This window comes from Bifidobacterium sp. LH_730 (genome assembly GCF_056355835.1).
Window position 1 is genome coordinate 122,579 of sequence record NZ_JBKETB010000002.1, and the last position, 13,207, is coordinate 135,785.

Consider the following 13,207-nt stretch of genomic DNA (forward strand, 5'->3'; position numbering starts at 1 on the left):
ACATGACGGCAACCCATCATGGCCATGGAAAGCCGGGATCATCCTCGCATGGGCGGGGAACACGCGAACATCGAGCTGACCGTCGACTGCGACCCGGGATCATCCCCGCATGGGCGGGGAACACCTTCCCGGGTTGGCCGGGTTTTCAGGCTGGTCAGGATCATCCCCGCATGGGCGGGGAACACGTGGACATCGGTCCGAGCCGCGCGGCCGTGGCGGGATCATCCCCGCATGGGCGGGGAACACTACCTGCGCGAAACCCGTACCCAGCAGAACGGGGGATCATCCCCGCATGGGCGGGGAACACGGATGCTATGTGGACGGCAAGGCCGACGATCTGGGATCATCCCCGCATGGGCGGGGAACACACCGTCAAACCCGACGCATCCGAAGACCAGCCGGGATCATCCCCGCATGGGCGGGGAACACTTAGTGTTATGCAGGGCCATGGCGACTTTCATGGGATCATCCCCGCATGGGCGGGGAACACTGGACCCAGGACCGCCCGGTCCAGTTTTCGAAGGGATCATCCCCGCATGGGCGGGGAACACATGTTGAGTCGGTGGGAGTTTAGACTTGGCATGGGATCATCCCCGCATGGGCGGGGAACACACCCACCTGAAGTTCCTCAACGTTCCCGGCCGGGGATCATCCCCGCATGGGCGGGGAACACAACATTGATTGCTCCATTGCTCCCCATGAACAGGGATCATCCCCGCATGGGCGGGGAACACGACGACGATCGCCCCAAGACCATCGAAGATCTGGGATCATCCCCGCATGGGCGGGGAACACTCGATCTCGGTTGTGGTGACCTGGATGACGCCGGGATCATCCCCGCATGGGCGGGGAACACAGGAAACGTTCGCATATGCCGTGATAGCCAGCGGGATCATCCCCGCATGGGCGGGGAACACGCCATGCCGTTCAAACCGCAGTTCTTCAGTCTGGGATCATCCCCGCATGGGCGGGGAACACGCGAAGGTTTCTCAGATGGCCGAGCGCCGCTGGGGATCATCCCCGCATGGGCGGGGAACACTGTCACGCCGGTCATCACCGCAGGCTTTGCCGGGGATCATCCCCGCATGGGCGGGGAACACTTTCGGAATTCGACGCCTCCGATGTTGCCGCTGGGATCATCCCCGCATGGGCGGGGAACACCGGAACCGTGGTCACCGTGAACGGAACGAGCGGGGATCATCCCCGCATGGGCGGGGAACACATGGTGCAACGCGGGACGATACCGTTCGAAGCGGGATCATCCCCGCATGGGCGGGGAACACCAGTTCCACGGGTAGCTGTAGTAGCTTCTGATGGGATCATCCCCGCATGGGCGGGGAACACGCAAGCCTCACGAAGCACTACGGAGAGACCATGGGATCATCCCCGCATGGGCGGGGAACACCGTCAGACTCTCGACCAGCTGCCTGGTGGCGCGGGATCATCCCCGCATGGGCGGGGAACACTTGAGCTCTCTGCCGCTGACATGCACTCCCGTGGGATCATCCCCGCATGGGCGGGGAACACCGCAAGTGGCACGCGCCAAGTCGGCCGGCGGGTGGATCATCCCCGCATGGGCGGGGAACACCCGTGCGCGTCAACGCTTATGTTCACTGTCACGGGATCATCCCCGCATGGGCGGGGAACACGCCGTGCACAGCACGGAGCAGGATGTGGTGCCGGGATCATCCCCGCATGGGCGGGGAACACTACAAGGCCACAGTGCGAACGTTTTTCGAGTGGGGATCATCCCCGCATGGGCGGGGAACACTACATCCAATTGGACGTGTGGCAGTCGTTCCAGGGATCATCCCCGCATGGGCGGGGAACACTTGTTCCTTTGGCGGAGAAGGTTGACGACGCTGGGATCATCCCCGCATGGGCGGGGAACACGTCTTTTGGTCGGCCGTCACGATGAGCGGCATGGGATCATCCCCGCATGGGCGGGGAACACTCCTTGGTGAGCTGGAGCATCGTGAACGGCATGGGATCATCCCCGCATGGGCGGGGAACACCGCAACTGGTCGCCCAGCTCGCCTCCGCGCTGGGGATCATCCCCGCATGGGCGGGGAACACGGGTCCGTGTAGTTGACGGCGCTCCAATTGTGGGGATCATCCCCGCATGGGCGGGGAACACTTTGTGCCGCTGATGGCGATTTGCCTACCGTAGGGATCATCCCCGCATGGGCGGGGAACACGGCCGTTGTAACCACCAACCCACAGTTGGCGTGGGATCATCCCCGCATGGGCGGGGAACACCCCAACCAAACGCCCTACTTGCTCGACAAGCTGGGATCATCCCCGCATGGGCGGGGAACACGTATTCCGCCGTTTTTCAAATATTTTTTGTCCGGGATCATCCCCGCATGGGCGGGGAACACCGTGGTCCGGTGAAGTTCCCGCCTTGTTCGAGGGGATCATCCCCGCATGGGCGGGGAACACAAGCTCGGAGCCGACCCGGACTGCTACGTCGAGGGATCATCCCCGCATGGGCGGGGAACACGGCCGCACCATACCTCCAACAGTTCGCCCAACTGGGATCATCCCCGCATGGGCGGGGAACACCCCTCTCCGGGACTGATGGGCTGCATGGCCGTGGGATCATCCCCGCATGGGCGGGGAACACACTTGGAAAACGTTGTAATCCCAATGAAAATAATAACGTCATCGATGGATTATATTCAGTTTGTCATTGGAAAGAAGACGCACTCCAAGGGGAGGCGCGTGTCCTTCAGAACACGTCACTAGCTTTATGCCATACGCCGACCACAGAACATCAATCGTGCGCCGATATAATCGATGTCAAGTGAAAGGTGGTGCGTCATGACATCTGCTGAACAGGTTTCCGTTGCCTTTGATTACGATGTTTACATGGCTGCCGGCACCGTGGCCAAGGACGAGGGCAGCAGCATTTATGCCGAGCTACGTGATTTTCCGCTCAGCAAGGCATTGCGTCGCCCCGACTTGTTGGGCAAGACCGATGACGTTTTGCCCGGGGAGATTGTTTGTCGGACGCCCGAGGAATCGCGCGCTCACATGGATGCCATTCTCGCCAAGGCGGGCGTGTGAATGTTTGAATTGCGGTATACGGCCGAGTTCGACGCCGATTTGGAGCGTTTGGCGCGGGTTCGATAGTTCGCTGACGCTTGAGTTATGCGAGCTGGCGCATTCCGAGATAGAACGTTACGGGCGTGTGCCGGACGGCTATAGGCTGCATGTATTGTCCCAATCGCGGCGGGCTTTATAGCGGCTACATGGAGTTTCATCTGTCAAAGGACGTTCTTGTGTTGTTCCGGCCTCCCAATCCTAAGTCATTCGTCAGGATGGCCAGGATATGCACTCACGACGAGTTGCATTCCGGCCATTTTGGACGCGAATGGCCGCGCGCAATCCCCTTCCAACATGGAACTAAGGAATGCCGCCAAGTTGAGCGACCTGCTGAGGGTAAGGGACTTGCGGAACTTCCTCAGCCAACAAAAATATTCCAAGGATTAAGTTCCTTTGAGCACTGCATTTAAACAAGTTCAGACGAGGGCGTAGGGAAACACTGAAAATCAGGAATAATGGCGAGCAGCGTGATACTTGCTCGCGTTGCTCCAACCATGACGGCGACGCCCGGAAAAAGCGGAGTCCTTGGATTCGATCGGTCGCTTGACCAATTCCAAGCCCTCGCAGTCCACAGGCTGCCAATCGGCACCGCGCACACGAAATGCAAGATGTTGCTCGTTGCGCGCCGAATACACCATGATCGCGCGCCCGTCCTTGGCCAGCTCAACGACACGATCCCACAACCGGTCACGCACCCGCGCGCTGACATGCCCGACGAACACTCCCGGAGCAATCTCCAGCAGCCACCTGGTCAGGTCTCCGCGTAATCCGACCGGGCATGCGGTCAATATGACGATCACCATTCCCCCACGTCCTCCTCGACATCCGTCCCATAGGACCTGCCGGCCTCCACCTCTCCATCCGCGCCATCCCATAGGCCAACGTGGTCGACCCCATTTTCGTCGCCCACAGACGAGGCATCGCCATCCGAAAGCAACGCACGAATATCCCGTGTCATGCGCTGCATGATGGATAGGTCATACACGGCGTCGCGCATACGACGGCGCGTGGCGGAACCGACATCATCCGGCGCATCCGCGACCGTCTCGAACGCCACAGGTATGGAGAGCTCCGCCTTGTACAAATCGGCTATGTCATACACAAAGGATCGCTCGTGCCCCACATGCACGAATCCCAATCCCGGTGAGCATCCGAGTGCGACGATGGCGGCGTGCGCAAGCCCATATAAACAGGTGTGGGCTGCGGACAGGGCCTTGTTGATGTCGTTTCCCGCTTCGAAATCCTCATGGTCATATGTCCGCTTGTCCCATTCGACTCCGGTCCGGGCAGAGCATTGCCGGTATACGCGACGCACACGGGCTCCTTCTCGACCACGCAGTTGCTGCATGGTCAATCCGCTCACGTCTTCATCGGGAAACCGCATCTGGTACATCCGCCGAGCAACCGCCAACCGCCGTCTGACATTTGAGACCAGCATGGCCTGTCGCTGCAGCAGAGCCGAGGAATGGGTCAGCGGTTTGCCGAAGGCATACATGCGCACGCCACGCTCCCCCACCCATATCACCGTCGCGCCATTCTGGCCGATGACCAGCATCGCCTGATGGGTCACACGGGTTCCGGGGCCGAGCATAAGCACGCTGAGCGCGGCGGCCGGCACGTGGATGACGCCGGTATCGTCCGTCACGGTGATGGCGTTATTGTCACGCTCGATGATGCAGTGCTCGAAATACACAAACGACAACCGATCCTCGGCACGCACCAGTTCGTTGAGCTCCGGCGGTGGCGTGCCGGCAGAGGCACGACGCGTCACCTTCTTCGGCGCCACTGTCCGCGAATTGCCTGGCACGTCGTCCCAAGGATTGCTTGATTCCGCATCCATCACGCCACATCGTTTCGGATGGGCGCCACGGTCATCAGGCCACAGCCGAATCCCTTGGCCCGTCCCAATCCGTGGCACAACGTGTCGCGGAATGCAGACGCATCCGTCACTTCGAGCCTTCCCTCGAAGGTCACCGTCGTCAAAGTCACCGTGTCGCCACCACGCTGGAATCGTTCACGATGCCGTTGAGAGACAACGACGTCGGCCACCTCACCCTCGCTCAGGACTCGGAATCCATGCTTCTCCGCGCGATCAAGCAGCCATTTGGTCTGCTGGGCCACGGTGACATGCCCTTGAACTTTCCCGACGATACCGGATGAACGCTGTCTGCGCCCCTTGTCTTCCCTGGCGGTGCGCACCGGGTTCGCCCGCAGCTTGAACTGCCAGCACTGCCCTTGGGCAATGCGCTCCAGCAATGGCGCATAGTCCTTGGTTTCCCATTCGGCATGCAACGGCCATCCCGCTTGCTCCACGATATGGGTGAAATCCGGGCGCTCCGGACTGACGACATACAGCCATGTGCTGCGGTTGGAAGAGAATTCATCCAACCGCCACAGGATGCGGCCCTCATCGTTCTGACGCACGCTGTCGGGCGGGAACGAGCTTTCCACCGCCGCGTGCATGCGATAAGGCGATGCCACGAGTTGCCTGGCTTCGAACCGCGCCATATTCAGTGCGATACGTGAGATATACTCCGCGCGCCTCCTCTTATCCTCCCGCTCACGCTCGCGCTCGGCACAGGCCGGATCATAGGATTCCAACCACGGCTCCGGAATTCGAGAACGAATCCCATCACCATAGGCCTCACGCACCGTGCGGGCGATGTCTTCGGGAAGCGACTGCTCCGATGAAGCACTCTCAGTCGTCAACCCCGTGACGGCCAATGCTTCCATCAACGACGCGGAGGAATACACACGCTCAACCCTGTCATCAAAGGACGGAACGCCGTTCTCCCATGACGTGATGCCGCGGATATGGCACACCGCCTTGCGCAATCCTGCCGGCCGCTCGCATTCACCCTCGCCACGATGATGACGATGGAGCCGTCCCACTCGTTGCATAAGCAGATCCACCGGCGCGATATCCGTGATCAACGCGTCAAAATCGATGTCCAGGGACTGTTCCAGCACCTGGGTGCCCACCACGATCAATCGTTCGGGCCGCTTGCCATTGGACACCGTGCTGTGAGGCCCAAGCAGCTCGCGCAGCTCGGTTTCGTTGGACATGCGATCGATATCCATGAATCTGGAATGCGTGAGCTTCACCTGACAATCCCCGCACCGCTCCGACAGAATATCGAAGGCATGCTGGGCACGCCGCACGCTGTCGCATATCACGCCTAGACAGCCGCCTTCCCGCAGAAGACGCTGTGCCAATCCAACCAGACTGTCGTCGTCATCCAGCAGCATGCGGCATGCCACCGAAAGCTTCCGACCGGACGGCTGGATGTCACGATGCCCCACCGTTCCGCCGGAGGTATAGGTAATCAACGGATAGGAATCCGAATCCTGGCCGTCCAACTCCATTTCCGGATTCTCGCATCCTACTTGCGCCCCATTCCACCCACGCAGGTACGCGTCGATCATCGATCTGCGCTGACGCTCCGGCAATGTGGCCGACAGCAGGATGACGGGTGTGCGGCACGCCCCGAGCCAGCCCAAAGCGCCCCGCAGATACTCCTGCATGTAGGCATCGTAGGCGTGGCATTCATCGATGATCACCACTTTGTTTGCGAGCGCCAGCTGCCGCAACACCACATGCTTCATTTGCAGGGCACCCATAAGCACCTGATCGACCGTGCACACCAGGAAGTTGGCCAGCGCTCCCCTCTTTCGTCCCCACAGCCATTCCGAGACCACGGCCTCGGGCTTAGCATCCGGGAAACGCCGTCCCCGCCTATCGGCTCGCAACCCACGTTCATCGTCATTCACTTGGTCAACCCGGCGATGAGATTGCGCGATGATGCCTCGGAAATCCTTGTTCAACTGCGCCTTCCCATGCGCGAGCCACATCGATTTCTCAATATCGTCGGACTCCTGGGGCAGGGCCGCGAGCCAATCGCGGACCCTGGAGAACATGGCATCGGTGGTGGCCATGGTCGGCAACGCGACGCACACCCCTCCCCTGCCGGTTCGCTTGGCGAACACTTCCGCGGCCGCAAGCGCCGCCTCTGTTTTGCCTTCGCCCATCGGCGCCTCGATCACCATCAAGCCAGGTTCCTCAACCTGCTGTGCAATGGCCATGGCCTCACGCTGCATCGGTCTGATGCTCGCACCTTTCGGCAGGTGGAAGCGACTGCCGAACAATTCCTCGCATGAGGGGATATCCGCAGGCTCCCAGGCGTGGGGAAGATTCACGCATGCCCATCCGCGTTCGGCGCGTCGCCGCAATCCCGGCCACGTGTCGATATCATCGGCTTCGTTTTTGTAAAAGCCATCACCGTCCATGCTTGGAATGAGCGGCACCAGCGGGAACATATCGGGATCGCTGTTGCTGGCGATCCAATCCGCCATGATCACCAAGCCCGTGAGCACGACTTGGGTTTGCGCGCTTAGCCGATGCTCCGCAGCAACCGACATATCCTTATCGTCCAACGCTGCCCGACTTCTCAGGAACCTCAGCAACTCGGTCTGCGTGTCGCTCCAAGCCGGCGAGTCAAGCCCCGCCCGCGTTTGCTCGCACCGCGCATATCTGAGGGCTTCCGCGCTGGGCGGCGTGCCATGATGGCCGCCGACCACACATGCATATGATTGCGCCGCTTTGCGATTCCAACCGCACTCCTGCCGCAGATACCGCTCGAGAATCACTTCGCCGGCGATGGGATGCGTGGGCTTGCTAGTATCGATCAGTCCGCCGATCATCGGCAGACCCGCTTTTTCCGCTTTCCAGGCCAAACTCGATGTCTCTTCGCCACCGAATGCCCCGCGAATGGGCTTGGCTTGGAACACAGGCGTGGCCTTGCCGATATCGTGAATGCCCGCCAGAAACACATATATCTTCCGCGCGAGTTCCTCGTCATCGCCCAAATCTCGGGCGACGATCTCTCTAGTTCCCCTCGGAAGCCAGCAATCCCATAGCTTTTCCGCCATTGCAGCCGAATCGGCCATATGCACATATAGCGGCAACCAAGTCGAATCGTCCTCGCGATTGGTCTTGCCCCATAGGGAGCGCGCTCGTTCGGATAGCCCCACCCCGGTATCGCGCATAACAGCCTCCTTGCCACAGCAAGTGCAAGGATACTCCGCATTTCATAGCGCCGTCATGTCCCGAAAAATCTAACGGCACCTTTTCAAGGAAATGGATGCGACGAATGACGCCGTTGACATTCGCGATATATGAAGAGACACAAGGGGCGACCGCAAGCGTACGGGAGGCGTGGCGGATGTCGTACCTCCCGCACGCTTGCGGCAGAGCTCAGACGGCGGCGAAGCCGAGCGATTCCAGGAACGCCCGGGTCTGGGCCGGCGTCTTGAAGACGGCGGTGTTCTCGAGGATGCGGTGGCAGACCGAGCCGAGTTCGTCGGCGATGGCAGAGCGGATGGCCTCGCGGTCACGGGAGCCGTTCAGCGCGGCGGTGAGCTCGTTCCAGACCAACGAGAATTCCGAGACCTCCTCCGGCAGATCCTCGCGGCCTTCGGCGAGCGCCGTCTCGATCGAGCCGAGCTGGTCGACCAAGCGCCCGGGCAGGATGAACAGGCCCTGCGCCTCGATCAGGCCGATGGGCTCCTGCTTGATCGGCCAGAACTCGGGATGCGCGTGGAAGATTCCCTCGGGGAATTCGTCCGAGACCGCGTTGTTGCGGAAGATCAGACTCATCTCGTAGCCGCGTTCGGTGCGGATCACCGAGGGCGACAGCGCACTTTGCCGTGCGCCGGTGGCGTCATGACTGGCGATGCCGGCGGCCTCGTCGTCATAGTCGACCCATGCGGCGCGAATCGCGTCGGCGACCTCGATCAGTTCGTCGCGGTCCATGGCGATCAGGCGCACGGCGGTGCCGGGCCAGTCTAGGATCTCGACGCGCACGCCTTCATGTCCGCGCAGGGCAAGCGCCCCGCCCCACACCCCGGCGCGGAACATCGGCAGGATCTCGCCGCCGCCCTGATAGTGGTCGTGAGCGAGCACGGAACCGCCGATGCGCGGCAGCGCGGCGTTGCAGCCGAGGAAATAGCCGGGGAAACAGTCGACGAAGTCCAGCAGATGCCCGAAGGTGTCGCGGTCCACATGCATCGGCGTGTGCTCGCGGTTCACGCAGATGCCATGCTGGTCGAAATAGCCGTAGGGCGAGAACTGCCAGAACCAGTCCTGCCCGCCGAGCGTCACCGGCACCGTGCGCAGCGTGCGCTTGTCGCGCCCCGCATAGCCCTCGTTCTCATGGCATATCGTGCACTTGGGGTATCCGCCGCTCACGGCGTTGCCGGCGGCGGCCTTCTTCATGTTCTTGAACTCGGGCTTGGCGAGGTTGATCGTCACCACCAAGCCGTGCGAATCGAAGCGCGGATTGCTTTCCAATTGCGCGCGCTTGACATAGCCGGAGGCGACGCAATAGTCGTAGAACCATTGCATCGCGGCCATGCCGCCTTGCCCGGCCTCGATGGCGGCGAAACGGTCCTGCAAAACCGAGGGGCGCAGCGACAGCGCGCCCATCACCTCGTCCTCGCCGGCGTCCTCGGGCAGTGCGAGCAGCATATTGCGCGCCCAGTCGACATCGCGCGGATCAAGACCCAAGTGCTCGATGGCGAAGGCGACCTTGGCGTCGGCGGTCTGCATATCCACCATGCCTCAGCCCTCCATGATCCGTTCGACGATCGTCCGTGTCTCGGACGCCTTGGCCTCCATCTCCTCGATGAGCTTGATCTGTGTGCGGGCGCGCACCAGATTGTGCTCGGGGTATTTCGTCGCGAAATACGTGTCGCCAACCAGATGGTCGGCCAGGAAACGCATGCCGCATTCCAAGGTCATCATGATCGCGCCCGTCGGCAGCAGCTCGGCCTCGCGCGGCGTGATCGCGCCGCGCAGCTGGCCGACGAAGCCCTGCGCGTAGGCCTCGAACAGCTCGGTCGAGAAATGCACCTTGTCAAGATCCTTCTCGTCCTCGAGCGCGGTCGAGGCGCCGAAGCGGATCGAATCGCCGAAATCGTAGAGCATCGAGCCGGGCATGATCGTGTCGAGGTCGATGATCGCGCGGGCACGGCCGGTTTCGGCATCCATGAGGATGTTGTTGAGCTTGGTGTCGTTATGCGTCACACGCAGCGGAATCGACCCGTCGGCCAACCCGTCGGTGATCGTCGGATAGACGTCCTCGTGGGCGAGGAAGAAGTCGATCTCGCGTCGGCAACCGGCGGCGCGCCCGAGCGGATCGGCGGCGAGCGCGGCCTTGAAGTCCTCGAAACGGTGCGGCGTGTCGTGGAAGTGGGCGATCGGCTCGGTCAGCTGGGAGGCGTCGAAGTCGGCGAGGAAATTCTGGAAGTCGCCGAAGGCCGCGCCGGCCTCGCGGAACACGGCCGGATCCTCCACGAGATTGTAGGACTTGGTGCCTTCGATGAAGGCGTAGGCGCGCCAGGCGCCGCCGGCCTCGGAGCACCAGGTCTTCCCATCCTTGGTGTCGATGAGGTCGAGTGTCTCGCGCCCCTGCGCGCGCAGGGCGGCGGTGACCAGCTCGATGTTGCGCATCAGGCCCTCGGTGTCGGGGAAGATCGAGGTGTTCATCCGCTGCAGGATATAGCGGCGGGAGTCGGTGACGACGAGATAGGTGGTGTTGATATGCCCATCGCCATACGGTTCGATGGATGCGACGGTGCCGTCGAAGGCGAAGCGCCCCGCGACCGCGGCGAGCGTGGGATCGATGGAAGTCATGGGAACCCCTTCCTTTTTTCTTCATGCATATGGTATGCCCAAGCCCCGCCGACGGGAAGTCGGACGGGGCGGGTTCAGAACGGCCCGATATCCGCGGACCACAGGCAAAACCGATGGTCCGCCCGTCAGGCCGCTACGCCTGGCGCCACACCAGTCCGCTGGGCGCCAGTTCGACGGTTTCGGTGGTGCCGTCGCCGCGGGTGACCTCGGTGGTCTGCGGACGGTCGGTGTTGTTGATCACGCAGAACAGGCCCTTGTCCGGCCAGTGCGCGACCTCGCACTCGGGGTTCGAGCACGACCAGGCGGCGTAATCGGCCTCCTTGTGCGCGCCCCAGAACAGGATGCGCTCAAGCAGACGCGCGTTCGCGGCCGAATACGGCAGGCCGGAGACGTAGACGCCGCGGCCGGCTCCGTATTCGTTGCATGCCAGCTGCACCTCGCCGTTGTCGGCGCGCAGCAGTGTCACGCTCTCGTTCACCGGATAGGTGTTGGCGATCGGCTCGCCGAAGTCGATGCCGCCGACCGGACCGGCCTGGCCGCCGCCGCAGCCCGACAGCGGCGTGCGACGGGCCTCGTTCGCGGCCTTGACGACGGACGGGTCGACCGGCACGTCGGCCGTGATGAAGTGTTCGGCCGCCAGCGGCGGGAAGTACTTGTCGACGGACAGCGTCTGGAAGCGCTCTTCGTCCACGCCCAGCACATCGGCCAGCTGGAAGAAGCGTCCCGGGCTGAAACGCGCCAGCGAGCTCGGCTCGCCCACGCCGACGAGCGCGCCGCCGCCGCGCACCCAGGCACGCAGCGTCTCGACGAGCTTCGGATCGGCCCATACATCGCCGCCGGAATACGCGGTGTCGACCGGGCCGCCGGTGATGACGACGTCCACATCGTCCGGCACACCGCCGGCAAGCACGTCGTCGAAGCTCAGGAAGCGCACGTTCACGCGCATGCCGGAAAGCGCCTCGAGAATGCCGTAATACGAATTCGTCTGCTTGTTCGGCAGCGCGTGCGCGACCGTATAGGCCATCCAGGAACGCATCCTGCCCCAGCAGTTCAGGATCGCGACGTTGAGCTCGCCTTCGGCGGCCACGCCGCCCGTGCGGTCGTGGATGTCGCGGAATTCGTCGGCGATATGCGTGACCGTGTCGACGAACTTCGGGAACTTCGCGGCCAGCGACAGGTATCCGCCGTATCCCATGCGCGCGATCGGCGAGCGCAGGATCGCGCGGCGGGCCTTGCGCCAGTTATCGAGGCCTTCGATCGACGGGTCGTTGCCCTCGTGGAAGGTGTCGGGGAAGAAGTATGGCAGGAAGCGGCCCTCGGTGTATTTGACGCCCGGAATGTCGGCGATCATGCGCGTGGTCGCGCCGTCGCCGATCGAACCGACCACCGCGTCGAGACCCAGCTTGTCGAAGCCCTCCTTGTAGGGCTCGGTGCCGATCCACTGGTCGCCGAGGAACATCATCGCCTCCTTGCCGTGCGCGTGCGCCATGTCGACCATGGTCTTCACGTTGCGGTGCACGAAGGCGGTCAGGAAGTCGATCCAATCGCGCTGGGGCTTCCTCGGCACGCGCCAGGCGGAGTTGTAGGCGCCGCCGTCGACGAAATCCTCGGGACGCAGGCGGTAGCCGTATTCCTTCTCGAATTCGTCGAGCATCTTCGGCGAGACCGTGCACGAGCAGCCGAACCAGTCGACGATCTTCTCGCGATGCTTGGGGTCGAAGAGCAGCGTGAACTGGTAGAAGAAGGTCGTGAAACGCACGACATCCACCTGCGGGTTGGCCTCGAGCCACTTGGCGAAGGTGTCCATCACGAAGCCGCGCGTCGCGTCGTGGGCGATGTCGAAGGGGATCTCGTGCTCCTTGTCGCCCCAGTCGTTGGTCAGATGGTTGTACATCTCCACCGGATCCCAGATGATATAGGCGAGGAAGGAGACAGTGTATTCGTGCATCGGCGTGACGCCGGTGACATGCACGGCATCGGCCGCGGGGTCGAGTTCCCAGCGTTCCGTCGGCACGATTTCGCCGGTGGTGCGGTCGATGACCTCCCAGTATTTGCGCGGGTCGGCGTCGCGGTTGGGCGCGAGCTGTTCGGCGAAGAAGCCGTCCATCAGGGGGATGTCGACGGCATCGCCTTCCGCGAGGATGCGGTCGGTCAGCAGATAGACCTGCGGGGTCTCGTCCATATGCTTGGTGATCCACTCGTTGTGCGCGCGGGTGGGGAAATACGCGGAATAGATCTTCTTGCCGAGCGCCTCGACCTCCTTGTCGAGGTGCGTGCCGTCCGAGTTGCGGATCGCGTCGGCGCCCCACAGTTCGGCCAGTTCCTTGGTTTTCTCGGCGAAATTCGATTCGCTCGGCAGCGTGAAGCGTCCAGTTGTCATAAAGTGCTCCTTTGCACGATGAAATA

The 13,207-nt window shown here is 62.3% G+C and carries 7 protein-coding genes and 1 CRISPR repeat array (1 of these 8 only partly in view); of the genes, 1 reads left to right on the plus strand and 6 read right to left on the minus strand.

The genetic code is table 11. The features are described 5' to 3' along the window. Nucleotides 1-2,626: a CRISPR direct-repeat array (repeat unit 29 nt; unit sequence GGGATCATCCCCGCATGGGCGGGGAACAC) (it extends 1,981 nt beyond the left edge of the window). A 197-nt stretch (nucleotides 2,627-2,823) separates the two neighbouring features. Further along, a complete protein-coding gene (locus AC1AUD_RS03240; protein ID WP_476572031.1) occupies nucleotides 2,824-3,069 on the plus strand; it encodes a hypothetical protein in 246 nt (81 codons plus the stop codon). A gap of 485 nt (nucleotides 3,070-3,554) precedes the next feature. On the opposite strand, the gene cas2e is transcribed toward AC1AUD_RS03240, so the two are convergent. The 6 genes from cas2e to gnpA form a co-directional block, all read right to left on the minus strand. Next, the gene (gene cas2e, locus AC1AUD_RS03245) at nucleotides 3,555-3,911 is read right to left on the minus strand and encodes a type I-E CRISPR-associated endoribonuclease Cas2e (RefSeq protein ID WP_476572033.1); all 357 of its coding nucleotides are present in this window, start codon (nucleotides 3,909-3,911) and stop codon (nucleotides 3,555-3,557) included. Next, nucleotides 3,905-4,948 carry a type I-E CRISPR-associated endonuclease Cas1e gene (gene cas1e, locus AC1AUD_RS03250; protein ID WP_476572035.1) on the minus strand — a complete coding sequence of 348 codons (1,044 nt, stop codon included), beginning with the start codon at nucleotides 4,946-4,948 and terminating at the stop codon, nucleotides 3,905-3,907. Before cas1e ends, cas2e begins: the two co-directional genes overlap by 7 nt. Next, nucleotides 4,948-8,154, minus strand: a complete 3,207-nt coding sequence (gene cas3 / locus AC1AUD_RS03255; RefSeq protein ID WP_476572037.1) for a CRISPR-associated helicase Cas3' — start codon at nucleotides 8,152-8,154, stop codon at nucleotides 4,948-4,950. Before cas3 ends, cas1e begins: the two co-directional genes overlap by 1 nt. A 208-nt stretch (nucleotides 8,155-8,362) precedes the next feature. Then, complete coding sequence (locus AC1AUD_RS03260; protein WP_476572039.1) at nucleotides 8,363-9,724, minus strand: UDP-glucose--hexose-1-phosphate uridylyltransferase; 1,362 nt, start codon at nucleotides 9,722-9,724, stop codon at nucleotides 8,363-8,365. A gap of 3 nt (nucleotides 9,725-9,727) precedes the next feature. After that, on the minus strand, nucleotides 9,728-10,801 hold the full coding sequence (locus AC1AUD_RS03265) for a phosphotransferase enzyme family protein (protein WP_476572041.1): 1,074 nt from the start codon (nucleotides 10,799-10,801) through the stop codon (nucleotides 9,728-9,730). 133 nt (nucleotides 10,802-10,934) lie between these two features. Beyond that, a complete protein-coding gene (gene gnpA / locus AC1AUD_RS03270) occupies nucleotides 10,935-13,181 on the minus strand; it encodes a 1,3-beta-galactosyl-N-acetylhexosamine phosphorylase (protein WP_476572043.1) in 2,247 nt (748 codons plus the stop codon). Nucleotides 13,182-13,207: the final 26 nt, after the last annotated feature.

Coding starts and splice junctions, on each gene's coding strand:
- AC1AUD_RS03265 (WP_476572041.1), bottom strand. CDS start 10,801: ATGACTTCCATCGATCCCACGCTCGCCGCGGTCGCGGGGCGCTTCGCC.
- AC1AUD_RS03260 (WP_476572039.1), bottom strand. CDS start 9,724: ATGGTGGATATGCAGACCGCCGACGCCAAGGTCGCCTTCGCCATCGAG.
- cas1e (WP_476572035.1), bottom strand. CDS start 4,948: ATGGATGCGGAATCAAGCAATCCTTGGGACGACGTGCCAGGCAATTCG.
- cas3 (WP_476572037.1), bottom strand. CDS start 8,154: ATGCGCGATACCGGGGTGGGGCTATCCGAACGAGCGCGCTCCCTATGG.
- cas2e (WP_476572033.1), bottom strand. CDS start 3,911: ATGGTGATCGTCATATTGACCGCATGCCCGGTCGGATTACGCGGAGAC.
- AC1AUD_RS03240 (WP_476572031.1), top strand. CDS start 2,824: ATGACATCTGCTGAACAGGTTTCCGTTGCCTTTGATTACGATGTTTAC.
- gnpA (WP_476572043.1), bottom strand. CDS start 13,181: ATGACAACTGGACGCTTCACGCTGCCGAGCGAATCGAATTTCGCCGAG.